The sequence below is a fragment of the Mycobacterium alsense genome (assembly GCF_002086635.1).
GTDB classification, from domain to species: domain Bacteria; phylum Actinomycetota; class Actinomycetes; order Mycobacteriales; family Mycobacteriaceae; genus Mycobacterium; species Mycobacterium alsense.
The window spans coordinates 23,922-44,078 of sequence record NZ_MVHD01000049.1 but is presented as its reverse complement, the minus strand read 5'-3'; the positions used below and the strand labels follow the sequence as shown (position 1 = coordinate 44,078).

Here is a 20,157-nt window from a genome sequence, read left to right as displayed (position 1 = left end):
CCCCAACCCCGACGACCCCACCGGCAACAGCACGATGCGACGCATCCCCGACGTGCTGGACGTGTGGTTCGACTCGGGGTCGATGCCGTACGCGCAGGTGCACTACCCGTTCGAGAACGAGGACTGGTTCCTGGGCGGGGCGGCGGGAGACTCCGAAGCGCATTATCCGGGCGACTTCATCGTCGAGTACATCGGCCAGACTCGCGGCTGGTTCTACACGCTGCACGTGCTTGCCACCGCGCTGTTCGACCGTCCGGCGTTCAAAACCTGCGTGGCGCACGGGATCGTGTTGGGCTCCGACGGTCAGAAGATGAGCAAGTCGTTGCGCAACTACCCCGACGTTTCCGAGGTGTTCGATCGCGACGGCTCCGACGCGATGCGGTGGTTCCTGATGGCGTCGCCGATCCTGCGCGGCGGCAACCTGATCGTCACCGAGCAGGGCATCCGGGAAGGCGTGCGGCAGGTGCTGCTGCCGTTGTGGAACGCCTACAGCTTCCTGGCGCTGTACGCGCCCAAAGTCGGTGACTGGCGCACGGATTCGGCGAACGTGCTGGACCGCTACGTCCTGGCCAAGCTGGCCGAGCTGCGCGACGACCTCACCGAGTCGATGGAGACCTGCGACATCTCCGGGGCGTGCGAGCAGCTGCGGCAGTTCACCGAGGCGTTGACCAATTGGTATGTGCGGCGGTCACGTTCGCGGTTCTGGGAGGAAGACCCCGACGCCATCGACACCCTGCACACCGTGCTGGAGGTGACCGCCCGGCTGGCGGCTCCGCTGTTGCCGTCGGTGACGGAGATCATTTGGCGTGGCCTGACCTTCGAACGTTCGGTGCACCTGACCGACTGGCCGGACGACGGCGTGGTGCCCGCCGACCCCGATCTGGTCGCCGCGATGGACCAGGTCCGGGAGGTGTGTTCGGCCGCCTCGTCGCTGCGCAAGGCCAAGAAGCTGCGCGTGCGGCTGCCGCTGCCGAAACTGACCGTGGCCGTGGAGGATCCGCAGCGACTGGAGCCGTTCGCCGACCTGATCGCCGACGAGCTCAACGTCAAGCGCGTCGAGCTCACCGACGCCATCGACACCTACGGCCGGTTCGAGCTCACCGTCAACGCGCGGGTGGCCGGGCCGCGGCTGGGCAAGGACGTGCAGGCGGCGATCAAGGCCGTCAAGGCCGGCGAGGGCGTGGTCAACCCCGACGGCACCCTGACCGCGGGCCCCGCGGTCCTGCAGCCCGAGGAGTACAGCTCACGCCTGGTGGCGGCCGACCCGGACTACACCGCGGCGCTGCCCGACGGGTCCGGGCTGGTCGTGCTGGACGGCACGGTGACGCCGGAGCTGGAGGCCGAGGGCTGGGCCAAGGACCGGATCCGCGAGCTGCAGGAGCTGCGTAAGTCGACCGGGCTGGAGGTCTCGGATCGCATCAGCGTGGTGATGGCCGTGCCCGCCGGGCGGGCGGACTGGGCGCGGAGGCACGCCGACCTCATCGCCGGGGAGATCCTGGCGACCAGCTTCGAGTTCGGCGAGCCCGCCGACGCCGTGGAGATCGGCGACGGCGTGCGCGTCGCGATCGCCAAAACGTAGCCGCGAAACTGTATTCCACGACGCGTTTCCCGAGAGGAGTCGTCGGCAGTTGCAGTTTCGCGGCATGTCAGGGCGGCGTGGCACCCTGCCCGTTGTGGATGCAGAACCTTTCGTCGGCACCGAGGCGGTCCGCGCGGGAGCGTGCACCGAGCGTCAGCTGCGGCGCTCGTGCAGGCGGATCTACCGCAATGTGTACCAACGGCGCGGCGGCGAACTGACCGCGCGGGATCGAGCGATTGCCGCGTGGCTGTGGGCGGGGAAGGAAGCGGTGGTGGCCGGTACTTCCGCGGCCGCGCTTCTCGGCGCGCAGTGGATCGATCCCCACGGGCCTGCCGAGCTGGTGTGCAATCGCACACGTCCTCCGCCGTTGCTCATCACCCGCAACGACACCCTGCTGGCCGGCGAGACCACGAACGTCGACGGCGTGCCCGTCACATCGCCCGCCCGCACCGTCTTCGACCTCGGCCGGCGACCGGGGTTGACGGCCGCTGTCATCCGGATCGATGCCCTGGCGCGGGCTACCGGTGTGACCGCCGGGGAGGTGCGGCCGCTGATCACCGCGCACCGTGGCGCCCGGGGCATGAAGCAGCTGCGGCGCGCGCTGCCTCTCTTCGACGCGGGGGCCGAATCGCCACAGGAGACCCGGACCAGGCTGGTCCTGATCCGCGGGGGCCTGCCGAGACCGCAGACGCAGATCGTGGTGTGCAACATGTGGGGCGCGGTGCTGGCCCGCATCGACATGGGATGGGAGCGGTGGCTCGTCGGCGTGGAATACGACGGTCCACAACACTGGACCGACCCGCGGATCCGAGCCAACGACATCGAACGCACGGTAGAGCTGGAGAGCCGGGGATGGCGCTTGGTCCGGGTCAGCGCGGATCTGCTGCGGTACCGGCCGGATGTGATTGTGGACCGCGCCCGGAACGCTCTGCTGGCCGCGGGTTGCCGCTTCTGACCGCGAGGCTGCAACTGGCGACGCATTTCCCGAGAAAAGACGTCGCTAGTTACAGTCTCGCGGTTAGGGCTTGACCGCGCGCCAGCGTTGCCTGCCGGTGCCGACCTTGACCTCGACGTCGCGAAAGCCCGCCGCGCGCAAGCGGTCCGGGAACGTTTCCGGCGGGACCGGGTTGCAGGTGTCGCGGAAATGCAGGATCCGGAATATCACCGAGGGCACGCTGTCGCTGCCGGCGAACACGCCGCCGGGCCGCAGCACCCGGAAGGCCTCGGCGAACAGCCGGTCCTGCAGCTCGGCCGTCGGGACGTGATGCAGCATCGTGAACGACACCACCGAGCTGAACTCGTTGTCCGGCAACCCCGTATCGGTGCCGTCGCCGTTGATGATGCGCGCGCGGTCGCCGAAGAGCCCCTGCAGCCGCTGCGCCATTGGGGCGTCGATCTCCACCGCGGTGAGGTTGGGCGTCTTGTCGACCAGCACCCGCAGGAACGCGCCGTATCCGGGTCCGATCTCCAGCGTGTTGTCGCCCAGCTCCACGTCGGCGAGGAACGCCGGCAGGACGCGGTTCTCGACCTCCCTGGCCCATCGGTTCGAGTTGCAGCACAGCCGGTGGCAGAGATTCATCGCCATACGCCCAGACGTTAGCCCAATGGCATTTGCTCCCAATAGCATTTGCTGTTGTGGAGTTCCGGTGGGTGCTGCACCTGGACATGGACGCGTTCTTCGCCTCCGTCGAACAGCTCACCCGGCCGACCCTGAAGGGGCGGCCGGTCCTGGTCGGTGGGCTCGGCGGCCGGGGCGTGGTGGCCGGCGCCAGCTACGAGTCCCGGGTGTTCGGGGCGCGGTCGGCCATGCCGATGCACCAGGCCCGCCGGCTGGTCGGCGCGACCGCGGTGGTGTTGCCGCCGCGCGGGGTGGTGTACGGGGTGGCCAGTCGGCGGGTCTTCGACACCGTGCGCGGCCTGGTGCCGGTCGTCGAGCAGCTGTCCGTCGACGAGGGCTTCGGGGAGCCGCCCCGGCTCGCCGGGGCGTCGGCCGAGGACGTGGAGGCCTTCTGCGAGGGTCTGCGACGGCGCATTCGCGACGAGACCGGGCTGATCGCCTCGATCGGAGCGGGCTCGGGCAAGCAGATCGCCAAGATCGCCTCCGGCCTGGCCAAACCCGATGGCGTGCGGGTGGTTCGGCGCAACGAAGAGCAACGGCTGCTCCACGGGTTGCCGGTGCGCCGGCTGTGGGGCATCGGCCCGGTCGCCGAGGAAAAGCTGAACCGACTCGGCATCGAGACGATCGGGCAGCTGGCCGGGCTGACCGACGCCGAGGTGGCCAACATCCTGGGCGCGACGGTCGGCCCGGCGCTGCATCGCCTGGCGCGCGGCATCGACGACCGCCCCGTCGCCGAGCGCGCCGAGGCCAAGCAGATCAGCTCGGAATCCACCTTCGCCGCCGACCTGACCAGCCTGGAGCAGCTGCGCGAGGCGATCGAGCCGATCGCCGAGCACGCGCATCAACGGCTGCTGCGCGACGGCCGCGGCGCCCGCACCGTCACGGTGAAGCTGAAGAAGTCCGACATGAGCATCCTGACCCGCTCGGCCACGCTGCCGTATGCGACCACGGAGGCGGGCGCGCTGGCCGCGGTTGCCCGCCGGCTGTTGCTCGACCCGCGGGAGATCGGGCCGATTCGCCTTCTGGGCGTTGGCTTTTCGGGGTTGAGCGACGTTCGCCAGGAGTCGTTGTTCCCCGACCTGGAGTTGTCGGTTCCCGAACCGGACACCCACCATGTCGAGGCCGCGACCGAGGCCATGTTCGCGCCGGGTCCCGAGGCTTCGCGGGCTTTGCCCTGGCGGATCGGCGACGACGTCAGGCACCGCGACCACGGGCACGGCTGGGTGCAGGGCGCGGGCCACGGCGTGGTGACCGTGCGGTTCGAGACGCGGAGTTCGGGCCCGGGCCGGGCGCGCACATTCCCCGCCGGCACCGGCGACCTCGCCGCCGCCAACCCGGTCGACTCCCTGGACTGGCCCGACTACGTCGGCGCCCTGCAGGCCGGCGCACCCCTAGCCCCAGCGGTCGACGACGTCGGCGACGGGTAGCCCCGCGGCCAGCGCCGCCATCACCAGCACGCGGGCCTGCGGCGGGCGCAGCCGCGGCACCAGCACCGCGCCGGCGGCGGCCATGGCGTGGCCGGGTCCGTAACCCGCGCTGACCCGCCCGCCCGGGACCCGGGTGGACACCGCGACGACCACCCCGTTGGCGCAGTGGCGCCGCACCCCCTCGACCACCGCGGGTCCGGCGTTGCCGGAGCCGAGCGCCTCGAGCACGAGGGCCCGGGCGCCGGCGGCGACGCAGGCGTCCAGGGCCACCGCGTCGCTGCCGAGATATGCCGCGACGACGTCGACCCGCGGCGCGCCGGCGGCGCCGAGATCGCCGAGGTACGGCCGCGTCTTCGGGCCCCCCGGCGTCATACCGCCGTTGACCGTGCCCACCAGCTCGCCGGCGAAGCCGCTCAGGTCGTCGGTGGCCACCTTGTGCAGGCCCAGCGGCTGCAGCACCCGCCCCGCGAAGCACACCAGCACCCCCAGGCCCCGGGCGGCCGGGCTGGCGGCGACCGTCAGCGCGTCGCGCAGGTTGGCCGGGCCGTCGGCGTCGGTGGCGTCGGCGCTGCGCATGGCGCCGGTGAGCACGACCGGTACGTCACCCCCGTAGGTGACGTCGAGCCACAGCGCGGTTTCTTCCATGGTGTCGGTGCCGTGGGTGACGACCACGCCGTCGGCGCCGCCCTCGATCGCGGCACGCACTGCGTCGCGGATCCGGTCCCAGTCGGCCGGCGTCAGCTCGGAGCTGTCGAGGGCGAGCAGGTCGACCACGTCGACGTTCATCGCCGCCCTGAAAGGTGCCGCGAGGTCTGCGCCGCTGTATGCGGGCCGGCGCACCCCGTCGGCGCCCGTGCCGGTCGATATCGTCCCCCCGGTGGCGATGACGGTGAGGCGGGCCGTTTCGGAAGCCATGGAGGAAGCCATGGCGAAATCATTGCGCCTCCGGGTTAAGGAATGATGGGGACGTGCCCGAGAAACCCACAGGACCGGACGAGCCGGCGATCCCGGAGCCCGGGCCCAGGCCGCCGAGGCGGCTGCGGCTGCTGCTGTCGGTCGCGGCGGTGGTGTTGGCCCTGGACATCCTGACCAAGGTGCTCGCCGTCAAGCTGCTGCCGCCGGGTCAGCCGGTGTCGATCATCGGCGACACCGTGACCTGGACGTTGGTGCGCAACTCCGGCGCGGCGTTCTCGATGGCCACCGGCTACACGTGGGTGCTGACATTGATCGCGACGGGCGTGGTGGTCGGCATCTTCTGGATGGGGCGGCGGCTGGTGTCGCCGTGGTGGGCCGTCGGGCTCGGGATGATCCTCGGCGGGGCGATGGGCAACCTCGTCGACCGCTTCTTCCGTGCGCCGGGACCGCTGCGCGGGCACGTCGTGGACTTCCTGTCGGTGGGCTGGTGGCCGGTGTTCAACGTGGCCGACCCATCCGTGGTGGGCGGGGCGATCCTGCTGGTGGTGCTGTCGGTCTTCGGCTACGACTTCGACGTTGTGGGCCGACGCAGCAAGGCCCCTGGTGCGGAGGCCGGGGGGCGGCGAAAGGCCGATCAGCACTGATGACCGAGCGGTCGATGCCCGTCCCGGAGGGGCTGGCGGGCATGCGGGTGGACGCCGGGCTGGCGCGCCTGCTCGGGCTGTCGCGCACCGCGGCGGCGGCGCTCGCCGAGGACGGTGGCGTCGAACTGGACGGGGTGCAGGCCGGAAAGTCCGACCGCCTCACGCCCGGTGCCTGGCTGCAGGTGCGCCTGCCGGAGGCGCCGGCGCCGCTGGAGAACACGCCCGTCGACATCGAGGGCATGACGATCCTGTATTCCGACGACGACATCGTCGCGGTCGACAAGCCCGCGGCGGTGGCCGCGCACGCGTCGGTGGGCTGGACCGGGCCCACGGTGCTGGGGGGCCTGGCCGCCGCGGGCTACCGGATCACCACCTCGGGCGTGCCCGAACGGCAGGGGATCGTGCATCGCCTCGACGTCGGCACGTCGGGGGTGATGGTGGTGGCGCTGTCCGAGCGCGCCTACACCCAGCTCAAGCGGGCGTTCAAGCAACGCACCGTCGACAAGCGCTATCACGCCCTGGTGCAGGGGCATCCGGATCCCTCCAGCGGGACGATCGACGCACCGATCGGGCGGCACCGGGGCGGCGAGTGGAAGTTCGCCGTCACCAAGGACGGCCGCCACAGCCTCACCCACTACGACACGGTCGAGGCCTTCGTCGCGGCCAGCCTGCTCGACGTGCACCTGGAAACCGGCCGCACCCACCAGATCCGGGTGCACTTCGCGGCGCTGCACCACCCGTGCTGCGGCGACCTCGTCTACGGGGCCGACCCCAAGCTGGCGAAAAGGCTTGGGCTGCAACGGCAATGGCTGCACGCGCGGTCTCTGGCCTTCACCCACCCGGCCGACGGCAGGCGGATGGAGATCGTCAGCCCCTACCCGCCCGATCTGCAGCACGCCCTGGACGTACTGCGCGACGAGGGCTGATCAGTCCGGTTTGCGGGCGTCGACGAGCACCCGCGTGGCGTGGGCGACGAAGGGCCCGTCGGCCTCGATGCGCTCGTGCAGCTCGCGCAGCCGCTCCCGGTAGCGCTGCACCGTGAAGTCCGGCACCGTCCAGACCACCTTGCGCAGGAAATAGACGACGGCGCCGATGTCGAAGAACTCGGCGCGCAGCCGCTCCATGCGCAGATCCACGACCTGAAAGCCCGCGTCCTGCGCCTGCGCCCGCACGGTGTCGGGGTGAAACTCGGCCCACTTCTCCGGCTGCGGCCCGATGAAGTACTCGACCAGCTCGCCCATGGTGGCGGGCCCGATGTGCTGGGCGAAGTAGCTGCCGCCCGGCCGCAGCACCCGCAGGATCTCCGTCCACCACACGGAGATCGGATGGCGGGTGGTCACCAGGTCGAACGCTTCGTCGGCGAACGGCAGCGGCGGCTCGTCGCGCGTCGCGATGACCACCACGCCCAGGGGATGCAGCCGTCCGGTCGCCAGCGCCGCGTTGGGGGGCCAGGTCTCGATGGCCGCCATGGTCGGCGGGAACGGTCCCGCCCCGGACAGCACCTCCCCGCCCCCGGTGTGGATGTCCAGCGCGGCCGACGCCGTCGCCAACCGGCCGCGCAGCAACCGCTGGTAGCCCCAGGACGGCCTCTCCTCCGTCGCGCGCCCGTCGAGCCACGAGAAGTCCCAGCCGTCGACGGACACCGAAGCCGCCTCGTCCACCAGATCGTCGAATGAGCGCCCCATGCATGGCATTGTTCACGATGGCGCCCCGCTTGGTCCCGGCTCAGACCCTGGCGCCCTCGGAAGATGCGATCTCGGGAGCCAGCGGCGCGACGGCGCCGAGTATTTCGGTGACGGTCTCGGCGTCCACCCCTGCGGCGGTGAGCGCCTCGGCGAGGTGATCGGCCACCAGGCCGAAGTGGTGCATGGTGATGCCGCGACCCTGGTGCACCTGCTTCATCGGGGCGCCCGTGTAGGGCTCCGGGCCGCCGAGCGCGGCCGCGAAGAACTCGACCTGCCTGCCCTTGAGGCGGTTCATGTTGGTCCCGGTGAAAAAGCCCGACAGCCGCTCGTCGCCGAGCACGCGGACGTAGAAGCCCTCGACCACCGCCTCGATGGCCTCGTACCCGCCGATGCGGTCATAGATCGTTGTCATGACGCCGATTCGAGCAGCGCGCCGTTGCCCGCCAGTTAGTGTGCGATCACACCCGGATTGCGTTACGTAACAATGAGATTGCCCCGGTATAGCCGCGATGTGGGCGGCCGCGTGAGGCGCGACATCACAGTTCACCTGGCGGCAATCCGCCCCTGACGGCCGACCGATGCCCTAGGTTATGTGCTATGACCCACGTCACAGTGCTCCTCGGGGGCTCGTCAGGAGCTGAAAGCGGATGAATCTCTTTGGTGAGTTGACCAACCTGGTGGAAAAGCCCCTCGCCGCCGTCTCCAACATCATCAACACCCCCAACTCCGCCGGGCGATATCGACCGTTCTACCTGCGCAATGTGCTCGACGCGGTGCAGGGCCGCACGCTCGAGGACGCCGTGGCGGGCAGGACCGTCCTGATCACCGGGGGATCGTCGGGCATCGGCGAGGCCGCCGCCAAGAAGATCGCGGAGGCCGGTGGCGTGGTGGCGCTGGTGGCCCGAACCCGGGAGAACCTGGAGAAGGTCGCCGCCGAGATCCAGGGCAACGGGGGAACCGCCCACGTCTACCCGTGCGACCTGTCCGACATGGACGCGATCGCGGCGATGGCCGACCGGGCCCTCGAGGACCTCGGCGGCGTGGACATCCTCGTCAACAACGCGGGACGCTCGATCCGCCGCTCGCTGAGGCTGTCCTACGACCGCATCCACGACTACCAGCGGACCATGCAACTGAATTACCTGGGCGCGGTCCAGCTCATCCTCAAGTTCATCCCGGGGATGCGGGAGCGCGGTTACGGGCAGATCATCAACGTCTCCTCGGTGGGGGTGCAGACCCGCGCGCCGCGCTTCGGCGCCTACATCGCCAGCAAGGCCGCGCTGGACAGCCTGTGCGACGCGCTGCAGGCCGAAGTCGTCAACGACAACGTCAAGTTCACCACCGTGCACATGGCGCTGGTGCGCACGCCGATGATCAGCCCGACCACGCTGTACGACAAGTTCCCGGCGCTGACGCCGGACCAGGCCGCCGGCGTGATCACCGACGCGATCGTGCACCGGCCCCGGCGCGCGAGCTCGCCGTTCGGCCAGTTCGCCGCCGTCGCCGACGCCGTCAACCCGGCGGTGATGGATCGCGTCCGTAACCGAGCGTTCGCCATGTTCGAGGACTCCTCGGCGGCCAAGGGCAGCGAATCACCCAGTGATGCAATGTCTTTCGACAAACGAAGCGAGACGTTCGTGCGGGCGACCCGCGGGATACATTGGTGACGCCATGAGCCTTCCGAAACCTGACACCCAGACGACCGTCGTCATCACCGGCGCCTCCTCGGGGATCGGCGCAGAACTTGCCCGCGGCCTGGCCCGCCGCGGTTTCCCGCTGTTGCTGGTCGCGCGGCGCCGCGAGCGCCTCGACGAGCTGGCCAACGAGGTGGGCCAGGAATACTCCGTGGCCGTCGAGGTCTTGCCGCTGGACCTGAGCGACGCCAAGGCCCGCGCCAAGCTGGGGGACCGCCTCGGCAACGAGCCGATCGCCGGGCTGTGCAACAGCGCCGGTTTCGGCACCAGCGGCGTGTTCCACGAGCTGCCGCTGGAACGCGAGAGCGAGGAGGTGATCCTCAACGCGCTGACGTTGATGGAGCTCACCCACGCCGCCCTGCCCGGAATGATCGACCGCGGCGCCGGCGCGGTGATGAACATCGCCTCGATCGCCGGTTTCCAGCCGCTGCCCTACATGGCGGTGTATTCGGCGACCAAGGCGTTCGTGCAGACCTTCTCCGAGGCCATTCACGAGGAGTTGCACGGGACGGGCGTGTCGGTCACGGTGCTGTGCCCGGGGCCGGTGCCGACCGAGTGGGCCGAGATCGCCAACGCCGAGCGCTTCAGCATCCCCGTCGCGCAGGTGTCCCCGCGCGACGTCGCCGAGGCGGCGATCGGCGGGATGCTCGCCGGCAAGCGCAGCGTGGTGCCGGGCATCGTGCCCAAGGTCGTCAGCACCGGCGGCCGCTTCGCGCCGCGCAGCCTGCTGTTGCCCGGCATCCGGATCGGCAACCGATTCCGCGGGGGACCGAGCCGGTAGCGCCGGCGGCGTTGTCGCATCTGTCACGTGCGTCGCATCAGTCCCTGCGCCGGACGGTCGACGTTTTGCCCACCTCATAGCGACAAGCGTTGGGGCACCGAAGTTGTCGCTATGAAGTTGTCGCTATGAGGTGGGCAAGTGGCACGTCCTTCCCGCCGGGGCGAGGGTGGCGGCTGTGACTCCATGGGGACGAGTGTGCCCCGCGGCCGCTACGTTGGCTTCATGGCCTCCGTCGAAATGACCGCTGACATGCCGATGACCCCACAGGACATGTGGGAGCACGTTTCGGACCTGTCGGAGCTGGGCGACTGGCTGGTGATGCACGAGGGCTGGCGCAGCGAGCTGCCCGACCAGATCGCCGAGGGCACCGAGGTCGTCGGCGTGGCGCGGTCGAAGGGCCTGCGCAACCGGGTGACGTGGACGGTGACGAGGTGGGACCCGCCGCGCGAGGTCGCGATGAAGGGATCCGGCAAGGGCGGGACCAAATACGGTGTCACGCTGACGGTGCGGCCCAGCGAGGACGGGTCCACGCTCGGCCTGCGCCTCGAACTCGGTGGACGGCCGCTGTTCGGTCCGGTGGGTGCTGCCGCGGCCCGCGCCGTCAAAGGGGACGTCGAGAAGTCGCTGAAGCAGTTTGTGGAGCGCTACGGCTAGGCATCACGGTCGTGTCGTCGTCCTCCCACAGCAGCAATTGGCGCACCGCCGAGCGCGGCCCGTAGGGACGCAGCATCGTGCTCGCCGGGCGCGGGCGCACCCGTTGCGGCCACCAGAACCATCGTCCGAGAAGCGTTGCGACGGAAGGCGTCATGAACGACCGCACGATCAGCGTGTCGAACAGCAGCCCGAGACCGATGGTCGTCCCGATCTGGCCCAGCACCTGAAAACCGCTGAACACGAACGCGCACATGGTGATTGCGAACACCAGGCCGGCGGAGGTCACCACCGAGCCGGAACCGGCCATCGAGCGGATGATGCCCGTCTTCAGCCCGGCATGGATTTCTTCCCTGAATCGCGAGATCAACAGCAGGTTGTAGTCGGAACCGACCGCCAGCAGCAGGATCACGGCCAGCGCCAGCACCACCCAATACAGCTGAATGCCAAACATGTACTGCCATACCAACACCGACAGCCCGAAGGACGCGCCCAGCGATAGGGCGACCGTTCCCACGATGACGAGCGCGGCGATCAGGCTGCGCGTGATGACCATCATGATCAGCAGGATGAGGCTGAGCGCGGCCAGCCCCACGATCATCAGGTCGTACTTCGCGCCATCCTGGATGTCCTTGTACGCCGAGGCGGTGCCGCCGACGTAGACGTCGGCGGCGGCCATCGGGGTGCCCTTGAGCGCCTCGTGTGCGGCCTTCGTGATCGGGTCGATATGCGAGATCCCTTGGGGCGTCGCGGGATCACCGTCGTGGACGACGATCATCCGGGCGGCCCTGCCGTCGGGCGAGAGGAACAGTTTCAGCCCGCGCTTGAAGTCGGGGTTGTCGAAGACCTCCGGGGGCAGATAGAAACTGTCGTCGTTCTTCGCGGAATCAAAGGCTCTTCCCAGTGCCGTGGCGTTGTCGATCGCGGCCTGCGTCTGCGCATTGATGCCGGACTGTGTCGCGTGGCTCGCCAGCGCCAGTTGACGATTGGTCTCCTGGCTGTCGATCTGAGGCGGTATGAGCGCCACCAGTTTCGGCTGCAGCGCGTCGAGCTTGTCCAATGTGGCCGTGAGGTTCTCAAACTTCTCGGTGAGCTGGTCGACCCCGTCGAGCGCGTCGAGGACCGATCGGATCGCCCAGCACGCGGGGATGTCGAAGCAATGCCGCTCCCAATAGAAATAGCTTCGGATCGGGCGGAAGAAGTCGTCGAAGTTCGCGATCTTGTCGCGCAGGTCCCTGATCGTGTCGACCGTGTCGTGAAAGCTTTGGGTTTCGCTGTGGGTGGCGTCGGCGAGCTGCTGTTGCAGGGCGTACTGCTGCTTCAGGATGTTGATCGTCTTCGATATCTCGCCGGCCTGCTTGAGCAGGTCGTCGGCGCGCTCCCTCTGGTAGGTCAGGTTCTGCTGCTGGGCCGCGGCCTGATTGCTGACCACGAACGCGAGCGAGCTGTGGTCGATCGGCGTCCCCAGGGGCCGGGTGATGGTCTGCACCTGGGCGACGCCCGGGACGTGGAACACCGCCTTGGCCACGCGGTCCAGGATGAGCATGTCGGCCGGGTTGCGCATGTCGTGATCCGTTTCGACCATGAGCAATTCGGGCTCCAGCCGGGCGCGCGAGAAGTGCCGCTCGGCCGCGGTGTAGCCGACATTGGCCGGCGCGTCGGCGGGCATGTAGGGCCGGGTGTCGTAGCTGGTCTTGTAACCGGGCAGCGCGAGCAGGCCCACCAGCGCCAGGGCGCACGCCGCGACGAGGATGGGGCCGGGCCAGCGGACGATGGCCGTGCCGATCCGCCGCCATCCGCGCGTGCGCATCGCGCGCTTCGGGTCGAAGACGCCCAGGGCGGCGCCCAGGGTGAGCACCGCCGGGCCCAGCGTCAGCGAGGCGGCCAGCGCGACGAGGATGCCGATTGCGGCGGGTATTCCCAGGCTCTGGAAGTAGGGGAGCCGGGTGACGCTCAGGCAGAACACCGCCCCGGCAACGGTCAGGCCCGAACCCAGGACGATGTGGGCCGTGCCGCGGAACATGGTGTAGAAGGCGGTTTCCTTGTCCTCTCCGGCGCTGCGCGCCTCCTGGTAGCGGCCGACGACGAAGATCGCATAGTCCGTTCCGGCGGCGATCACCAGCAGCGTGAGCAGGTTCGTCGCGTAGGTCGACAGCCCGATCACCCCGGCGTGGCCGAGAAACGCCACGATGCCGCGGGCGGCGGACATCTCGATGAGGACCGTGACCAGCACCAGGAGCATCGTGAAGACCGACCGGTAGACGAACAGCAGCATCACCGCGATGACCCCGACGGTGATCGCGGTGACTTTCGCGGTTCCCTTGCTGCCGACGTCGAACTGGTCGGAGATCAGCGGGGCCGCGCCGGTGACGTAGGCCTTGACGCCCGGCGGCGCCGGCGTGCGGTCGACGATGTCGCGCACGGCGCCGACGGACTCGTTGGCCAGCGCCGAGCCCTGGTTGCCCGCCAGGAACACCTGGACGTAGGCGGCCTTGCCGTCCGAGCTCTGCGAACCCGCCGCCGTCAGGGTGTCGCCCCAGAAGTCCTGGACGTGCTCGACGTGCCTCTTGTCCCGCTCGAGCTTGCGGATCATCGCGTCGTAGAACCGGTGGGCGTCCGCGCCCAGCGGCTTGTCGCCCTCCAGGACGACCATGGCCGAGCTGTCGGTGTCGAACTCCTTGAACACCGCGCCGATGCGCTTGACCGCCTTGAGCGACGGGGCGTCCGGCGAGCTCATCGCGACATTCTGCGTCTTGCCGACCTCTTCGAGTTGCGGCACCGCGATGTTGGTGATGGCGGCCAGCGCCACCCAGAACAGCAGGATCGGCAGCGAAAGCCGGCGGATGGTGCGCGGCGTGCGGGACCGCGACGGCTGACCGGTGCTCATCCCGACTTGTCCAGGCAGTAGGTGTAGGCGTCGACCTTGTTGACGGTGCGTTCGTCCTTGACCTCACCGTTGACGGTGATGCGGCAACCGAGAACGTCCCCGTTGCCCTGCGCCACCACGTTGCCGATGACCGCGGGCTCGGTCGTGGTGATCGTGTACTTCCAGGGCAGGGCGGCGTTCTTGACCTCCTGCGGTTGGGCGTGGACGTCGAGGTAATTGATCGTCGCCACGGCGCCCGGCGCACCGAACACCTCGAGGACCACCTGCTTCGGGTTGAACGGGACGATCTCGTTCGCGAGGCCGCTGTTGGCCGAGGTGCTGTAGTGCGAGCCGAAGATGCCGTGCAGGCGGTAGATGGCGAAGCAGGTCAGCGCGGCGACGAGCACCGCGACGAGAAGAATCCACCCCCGCCTGAAGAGAGCCGTAATCGAAAATCCCCTCACCCGTTGGCCTTTCGATGCTCGGGCGAACCTACGGTACTGACCAGTACTGCTCAATAGACGTGAGCGTACACTGCGTAACCACCTCTTATCAAGGGGCCTGATACCCGTGCGACCGCGTGAGGCCGGGCACGATGAAGTCGTCGACGAGGGCTTGCACGGTCTCGCGGGTGGGCGGCCGGCCGGGAATGATGGAGCGGAAGATCAGGTAGCCGGGCAGCAGGTCCCAGAGTTCGTCGGCGATCGCGGCCTCGGGGATCTCGCCCCGGTCGGCGGCCTGCCGCAGGATGTGGCGGACCAGAGCCTTGCGCTGGTCGAGGAATTGGTGTTGCAGGGCGTCGTTGAGCGCGGGGCGGCGCGACACCTCCACGAGCACCGCGCGGATGGTGCTGGCGTGTTGCTGGCCCTGCTGGCAAATCGTCTCGCCCATCTGCAGCAGATCGCCGCGCAGCGTGCCGGTCTCCGGCGGGACCGCGACCTGGCGGATGCCCTCGGTGAACGCGGCCAGCACCAGTTCGGCTTTCGACGGCCACCGCCGGTACACGGTGGCCTTGCTGGCCCGCGCCTCGCTGACCACGGCGTCCACCGTGAGCCCGTCGTAGCCGTGCTCCTGCAACAGCCGCAGCGTCACCGCGAGCAGTTCGGCCTCTCGCGGTGACCACGGTGACGACCCCGCACACCCGGCGGCAGTCTGGGTCATAGCGCCCACCTTAAATCCGCTTGATTGCGCCGCGCGGGCGGGAAGAGTTTGGAGACACACTTCGCGACACGCCGGGGTTGCGTCGGTCCTCGGTCATAGACTGGCGTCCCTATGAGCGGTTCATCTTCGCGGTCCTTCGTGCACCTGCATAACCACACCGAGTACTCGATGCTGGACGGTGCCGCGAAGATCACCCCGCTGCTCGACGAGGTCGAGCGGCTGGACATGCCCGCGATCGGGATGACCGACCACGGCAACATGTTTGGGGCCAGCGAGTTCTACAACGCGGCGACCAAGGCCGGGATCAAGCCGATCATCGGCGTCGAGGCCTACATCGCGCCCGCCTCGCGGTTCGACACCCGGCGCATCACGTGGGGGGACCCCAGCCAGAAGGCCGACGACGTCTCCGGCAGCGGCTCCTACACGCACCTGACGATGCTGGCCGAGAACGCCGTCGGGCTGCGCAACCTGTTCAAGCTGACCTCGCTGGCCTCGTTCGAGGGGCAGCTGAGCAAGTGGGCGCGGATGGACGCCGAGCTCATCGCCGAACACGCCGAGGGCATCATCATCACCACCGGCTGCCCGTCCGGGGAGGTGCAGACGCGGCTGCGCCTCGGCCACGACCGCGAGGCGCTGGAGGCGGCCGCCCGGTGGCGCGAGATCGTCGGGCCGGACAACTACTTCCTCGAGCTGATGGACCACGGGCTGTCCATCGAGCGGCGGGTGCGCGACGGGCTGCTGGAGATCGGCCGCACGCTGGGCATCCGCCCGCTGGCCACCAACGACTGTCACTACGTCACCCGCGACGCCGCCCACAACCACGAGGCGCTGTTGTGCGTGCAGACGGGCAAGACGCTGTCGGATCCCAACCGGTTCAAGTTCGACGGCGACGGCTATTACCTGAAGTCCGCGGCCGAGATGCGCCAGATCTGGGACGACGAGGTGCCCGGCGCCTGCGATTCGACGTTGCTGATCGCGGAGCGGGTGCAGTCCTACGACGAGGTGTGGGCGCCGCGCGACCGGATGCCGGTCTTCCCGGTGCCCGAGGGGCACGACCAGGCGTCGTGGCTGCGGCACGAGGTGAACGCCGGGCTGAACCGCCGGTTTCCCGGCGGCCCGCCGGAGGCGTACGCCGCGCGGGCCGACTACGAGATCGACGTCATCTGCGGCAAGGGCTTCCCGTCGTACTTCTTGATCGTCGCCGACCTGATCAACTACGCCCGGTCCGTGGGCATCCGGGTCGGCCCCGGGCGGGGATCGGCGGCGGGATCGCTGGTCGCCTACGCGCTGGGCATCACCGACATCGACCCGATCCCGCACGGCCTGCTGTTCGAGCGGTTCCTCAACCCCGAGCGCACCTCGATGCCCGACATCGACATCGACTTCGACGACCGCCGCCGCGGCGAGATGGTGCGCTACGCCGCCGACAAGTGGGGGTCGGACCGGGTCGCCCAGGTCATCACCTTCGGCACCATCAAAACCAAAGCGGCGCTGAAGGACTCGGCTCGCATCCACTACGGCCAGCCCGGGTTCGCCATCGCCGACCGGATCACCAAGGCGCTGCCGCCGGCGATCATGGCCAAGGACATTCCGCTTTCCGGCATCACCGACCCCAACCACGAGCGCTACAAGGAGGCCGCCGAGGTCCGCGGCCTGATCGAGACCGACCCCGACGTGCGCACCATCTACCAGACCGCGCGCGGCCTGGAGGGTCTGATCCGCAACGCCGGGGTGCACGCCTGCGCGGTGATCATGATCAGCGAGCCGCTGACGGAGGCGATCCCGCTGTGGAAGCGGCCGCAGGACGGGGCCATCATCACCGGCTGGGACTACCCGTCGTGTGAGGCCATCGGCCTGCTGAAGATGGACTTTCTGGGCCTGCGGAACCTGACGATCATCGGCGACGCGATCGACAACATCAAGGCCAACAAGGGAATCGACCTCGACCTCGAGTCGGTGCCGCTGGACGACAAGGCCACCTACGAGTTGCTCGGCCGCGGCGACACGCTGGGCGTGTTCCAGCTCGACGGCGGGCCGATGCGCGACCTGCTGCGCCGCATGCAGCCGACGGGGTTCGAGGACGTCGTCGCCGTGATCGCGCTGTACCGGCCCGGGCCGATGGGCATGAACGCCCACAACGACTACGCCGACCGCAAGAACGGCAGGCAGGCGATCAAGCCCATCCACCCCGAGCTCGAGGAACCGCTGCGCGAGATCCTCGCCGAGACCTACGGCCTGATCGTGTATCAGGAGCAGATCATGCGCATCGCGCAGAAGGTGGCCAGCTATTCGCTGGCCCGAGCCGACATTCTGCGCAAGGCCATGGGCAAGAAGAAGCGTGAGGTGCTGGAGAAGGAGTTCGAGGGATTCTCCGACGGCATGAAGGCGAACGGGTTCTCCGCGGCCGCGATCAAAGCGTTGTGGGACACCATCCTTCCGTTCGCCGACTACGCGTTCAACAAGTCGCACGCCGCGGGTTACGGCATGGTGTCCTACTGGACCGCCTACCTCAAGGCCAACTATCCCGCCGAGTACATGGCCGGGCTGCTGACCTCGGTCGGTGACGACAAGGACAAGGCGGCCGTCTACCTCGCCGACTGCCGCAAGCTGGGCATCACGGTGTTGCCCCCGGACGTCAACGAGTCCGGCCTGAACTTCGCCTCGGTGGGCGCCGACATCCGCTACGGGCTGGGCGCGGTCCGCAACGTCGGCGCCAACGTCGTGAGCTCGCTGATCCAAACCCGCGGCGCCAAAGGCAAATTCACCGATTTCTCGGACTACCTGAACAAGATCGACATCTCGGCGTGCAACAAGAAGGTCACCGAGTCGCTGATCAAGGCGGGCGCGTTCGACTCGCTGGGGCACGCCCGCAAGGGCCTGTTCCTGGTGCACACCGACGCCGTCGACTCGGTGCTGGGCACCAAGAAGGCCGAGGCGATGGGGCAGTTCGACCTGTTCGGCGGCTCCGACGGGGAAGGCGCCACTGACGCGGTGTTCACCATCAAGGTGCCCGACGACGAGTGGGAGGACAAGCACAAGCTTGCCCTGGAGCGAGAGATGCTGGGGCTGTACGTGTCCGGGCATCCGCTCAACCGGGTGGCACACCTGCTGAGCGCCCAGGTCGACACCGCGATCCCGGCGATCCTGGACGGCGACATTCCCAACGACACCCAGGTGCGGGTGGGCGGCATCCTGGCGTCGGTGAACCGGCGGGTCAACAAGAACGGGATGCCTTGGGCCTCCGCGCAACTCGAGGACCTCACCGGCGGCATCGAGGTGATGTTCTTCCCACACGCGTACTCCACGTTCGGCGCCGACATCGTCGACGACGCGGTGGTGTTGATCAACGCCAAAGTGGCCATCCGCGACGACCGGATCGCCCTGATCGCCAACGACCTTGTGGTGCCCGACTTTTCCCACGCCCAGCCCGACCGGCCGCTGGCCGTCAGCATGCCCACGCGGCAGTGCACCCTCGACAAGGTCAGCGCGCTCAAGCAGGTGCTGGCGCGCCACCCCGGCACCTCGCAGGTGCACCTGCGGCTCATCAGCGGCGACCGGATCACCACGCTCGAGCTGGACGCCTCGCTGCGGGTGACGCCCTCGCCGGCGCTGATGGGCGACCTGAAGGAGCTGCTGGGCCCGGGCTGCCTGGGCGTCTAGCGCCGCAGTGCGCCGCGTGGGCGCGCAAATGTACGCGATTTACGGCGTGTCGCCGTACAAACGCGCGCGCTCGCCGGGGTCAGGGGCCGGGGTCAGGGGAGGTCCACCCGGACGATGACGCTGTCGCTCCACACCCCGCGATCGCGTGCGCGCCGGAGCTTTTCGCGCAGGCTCAGGTCGCGATGGACGTTGGTCACCCCCGGAACCTTGAGCAGCGGCACGATGTTCCACTGCCACCCGTAACGGTCGTGCAGCATCCGGTTGGCCCGCTCGGCATCGTGGCCCGACAGGATCGTGGCGCGGCCGGCCAGCCTGGCCGCTCCCGGGCGGGCCCGGCCCCGGTAGTCGCACGCGGTGAGCTCGACGGCGCGGTTCGCCTCGAGCCGCCGCGTCTTCGGGCCCACCTTGGTGCGAAAGAGGAGCGCGTCGCCGTCCACCGCGAACCAGATCGGCGTGTCCACGGGTCGGTCGTCGCGGCGAAACGATCGGAGCAGGGCGTAGCGGGCGTGGCCGAGCTCGGTGAGTGCGGATGTGTCCATGGGGACAGTCAACGACTTAGAGTTGACTCTAAGTCAAGTTCGGGAGGAGCGATGGCCAGACGCCTGACGATCGGCGAGGTGGCGCGGGAAGCCGGGATCGCGGCAACCACGCTGCGCTACTACGAGCGGATCGCGCTGGTGCCCGCGCCGGCGCGGCTCGGCGGTCAGCGCCGCTACGACGAATCGGTGCTCGCCCGGCTCGAGGTGATCCGGCTCTGCAAGTCCGCCGGCTTCACGCTGGAGGAGATTCAGTTGCTGTTCGCCGACGACGCGCCGGGGCGGCCCGCGAGCCGGCGGCTCGCGGAGGCCAAGCTCGCCGAGATCGACGCGCAGATGGAGTCGCTGGCCCGGGCGCGGGCCGTCATCGAGTGGGGGATGCGCTGCACGTGCCCCTCAATTGACGCCTGCACCTGCGGGATTCACGCGACCGTCCCCGCCTGAACACAAGGAGCAGCAATGAGCCAACCGCATTCCCTCGCCGTGCAGAACTTCTCCCACGTCTGCATCGGCGTCTCCGACATCGAGGCGTCGCTGGATTTCTACACCACGGTGCTGGGCATGGACGTCGTGTTCGACGTCGAGCTCGAAGGCGCCGGGCTGGACTCGGTCACCGGCGGAGCGGCGCAACGGGGCCGCATGATCGGCGGGCTGATCGGCGGCGTCATGGTCGAGCTGCTGTCGTTGGGCGACGTGCCCGAATGCCCGAGCGGGCCGCACCTCGGCTACACCAACGTCTCGTTTCGCGTGGACGATCTCGACGCCGCCTACGACACCGTTCGGCGCCGGCACCCGGGGGTGCGGGCCGAACCGCCCGTCGACATCGGCGGGGTGCGGATGTTCTTCATCCACGACCCCGACGGCACGCCCATCGAGCTGTTGGAGCTGCCCGGCGGCGCGACCAGCACGCTGCAGCTCTGGCGGCCTCAGGCCTGAAAAC

General features: G+C 69.1%; 19 protein-coding genes. 11 read left to right on the top strand and 8 right to left on the bottom strand.

The features are described 5' to 3' along the window. Positions 1–1,579 (top strand): class I tRNA ligase family protein (locus tag BST11_RS21590; RefSeq protein WP_142276482.1); only part of this gene is annotated, 1,579 nt, incomplete at its 5' end. 94 nt (positions 1,580–1,673) lie between these two features. Beyond that, the gene (locus BST11_RS21585) at positions 1,674–2,534 is read left to right on the top strand and encodes a DUF559 domain-containing protein (RefSeq protein WP_372509597.1); all 861 of its coding nucleotides are present in this window, start codon (positions 1,674–1,676) and stop codon (positions 2,532–2,534) included. Positions 2,535–2,597: 63 nt separating this feature from the next. On the opposite strand, the gene BST11_RS21580 is transcribed toward BST11_RS21585, so the two are convergent. Then, positions 2,598–3,164: a class I SAM-dependent methyltransferase gene (locus tag BST11_RS21580; RefSeq protein ID WP_083140045.1), complete on the bottom strand. Its 567-nt coding sequence runs from the start codon at positions 3,162–3,164 to the stop codon at positions 2,598–2,600. A 50-nt stretch (positions 3,165–3,214) separates the two neighbouring features. Here BST11_RS21580 and BST11_RS21575 point away from each other — a divergent pair, with 50 nt between their 5' ends. Continuing rightward, positions 3,215–4,624 (top strand): DNA polymerase IV, encoded by a 1,410-nt coding sequence (locus BST11_RS21575; protein ID WP_083140044.1) that lies wholly within the window; start codon positions 3,215–3,217, stop codon positions 4,622–4,624. Here the strand turns inward: BST11_RS21575 and BST11_RS21570 are convergent. Further along, a complete protein-coding gene (locus tag BST11_RS21570; protein ID WP_083140043.1) occupies positions 4,589–5,539 on the bottom strand; it encodes an asparaginase in 951 nt (316 codons plus the stop codon). The genes BST11_RS21575 and BST11_RS21570 overlap by 36 nt on opposite strands. A gap of 53 nt (positions 5,540–5,592) precedes the next feature. Here BST11_RS21570 and lspA point away from each other — a divergent pair, with 53 nt between their 5' ends. Both lspA and BST11_RS21560 read left to right on the top strand, forming a co-directional pair. After that, entirely contained in the window at positions 5,593–6,183 is a 591-nt protein-coding gene (gene lspA, locus BST11_RS21565) for a signal peptidase II (RefSeq protein ID WP_083140042.1), read from the top strand. Then, the gene (locus tag BST11_RS21560; RefSeq protein ID WP_083140041.1) at positions 6,183–7,109 is read left to right on the top strand and encodes an RluA family pseudouridine synthase; all 927 of its coding nucleotides are present in this window, start codon (positions 6,183–6,185) and stop codon (positions 7,107–7,109) included. Before lspA ends, BST11_RS21560 begins: the two co-directional genes overlap by 1 nt. On the opposite strand, the gene BST11_RS21555 is transcribed toward BST11_RS21560, so the two are convergent. Next, entirely contained in the window at positions 7,110–7,868 is a 759-nt protein-coding gene (locus BST11_RS21555; RefSeq protein ID WP_083140040.1) for a methyltransferase domain-containing protein, read from the bottom strand. A 40-nt stretch (positions 7,869–7,908) separates the two neighbouring features. Continuing rightward, on the bottom strand, positions 7,909–8,280 hold the full coding sequence (locus BST11_RS21550; protein WP_083140039.1) for a group I truncated hemoglobin: 372 nt from the start codon (positions 8,278–8,280) through the stop codon (positions 7,909–7,911). A gap of 235 nt (positions 8,281–8,515) precedes the next feature. Between BST11_RS21550 and BST11_RS21545 the strand changes: the two genes are divergently transcribed. The 3 genes from BST11_RS21545 to BST11_RS21535 all read left to right on the top strand — a co-directional run bounded on the left by BST11_RS21545 (position 8,516) and on the right by BST11_RS21535 (position 10,997). Continuing rightward, a complete protein-coding gene (locus BST11_RS21545; protein ID WP_083140038.1) occupies positions 8,516–9,535 on the top strand; it encodes an SDR family NAD(P)-dependent oxidoreductase in 1,020 nt (339 codons plus the stop codon). A 4-nt stretch (positions 9,536–9,539) separates the two neighbouring features. After that, a complete protein-coding gene (locus tag BST11_RS21540; RefSeq protein ID WP_083140037.1) occupies positions 9,540–10,343 on the top strand; it encodes an SDR family NAD(P)-dependent oxidoreductase in 804 nt (267 codons plus the stop codon). A 222-nt stretch (positions 10,344–10,565) separates the two neighbouring features. Next, positions 10,566–10,997, top strand: a complete 432-nt coding sequence (locus tag BST11_RS21535; protein WP_083140036.1) for a type II toxin-antitoxin system Rv0910 family toxin — start codon at positions 10,566–10,568, stop codon at positions 10,995–10,997. Here the strand turns inward: BST11_RS21535 and BST11_RS21530 are convergent. The 3 genes from BST11_RS21530 to BST11_RS21520 all read right to left on the bottom strand — a co-directional run bounded on the left by BST11_RS21530 (position 10,945) and on the right by BST11_RS21520 (position 15,021). Beyond that, the gene (locus BST11_RS21530) at positions 10,945–13,881 is read right to left on the bottom strand and encodes an MMPL/RND family transporter (protein ID WP_083140035.1); all 2,937 of its coding nucleotides are present in this window, start codon (positions 13,879–13,881) and stop codon (positions 10,945–10,947) included. The two genes, BST11_RS21535 and BST11_RS21530, sit on opposite strands and share 53 nt — an antisense overlap. Continuing rightward, positions 13,878–14,324: an MmpS family transport accessory protein gene (locus BST11_RS21525; protein ID WP_205781611.1), complete on the bottom strand. Its 447-nt coding sequence runs from the start codon at positions 14,322–14,324 to the stop codon at positions 13,878–13,880. Before BST11_RS21525 ends, BST11_RS21530 begins: the two co-directional genes overlap by 4 nt. An 88-nt stretch (positions 14,325–14,412) precedes the next feature. Next, a complete protein-coding gene (locus tag BST11_RS21520; protein WP_083140034.1) occupies positions 14,413–15,021 on the bottom strand; it encodes a TetR/AcrR family transcriptional regulator in 609 nt (202 codons plus the stop codon). A 111-nt stretch (positions 15,022–15,132) separates the two neighbouring features. On the opposite strand from BST11_RS21520, the gene dnaE reads away from it, so the two are divergent. After that, the gene (dnaE, locus tag BST11_RS21515; RefSeq protein WP_083140033.1) at positions 15,133–18,681 is read left to right on the top strand and encodes a DNA polymerase III subunit alpha; all 3,549 of its coding nucleotides are present in this window, start codon (positions 15,133–15,135) and stop codon (positions 18,679–18,681) included. Between the two features lie 92 nt (positions 18,682–18,773). Here dnaE and BST11_RS21510 read toward each other — a convergent pair whose 3' ends face one another. After that, positions 18,774–19,220, bottom strand: coding sequence for a PPOX class F420-dependent oxidoreductase (locus BST11_RS21510; RefSeq protein WP_083140032.1), 447 nt, complete (start codon positions 19,218–19,220; stop codon positions 18,774–18,776). Between the two features lie 51 nt (positions 19,221–19,271). On the opposite strand from BST11_RS21510, the gene BST11_RS21505 reads away from it, so the two are divergent. Beyond that, positions 19,272–19,661 (top strand): MerR family transcriptional regulator, encoded by a 390-nt coding sequence (locus tag BST11_RS21505; RefSeq protein WP_083140031.1) that lies wholly within the window; start codon positions 19,272–19,274, stop codon positions 19,659–19,661. A gap of 15 nt (positions 19,662–19,676) precedes the next feature. Continuing rightward, entirely contained in the window at positions 19,677–20,153 is a 477-nt protein-coding gene (locus BST11_RS21500; protein WP_083140030.1) for a VOC family protein, read from the top strand. Positions 20,154–20,157: the final 4 nt, after the last annotated feature.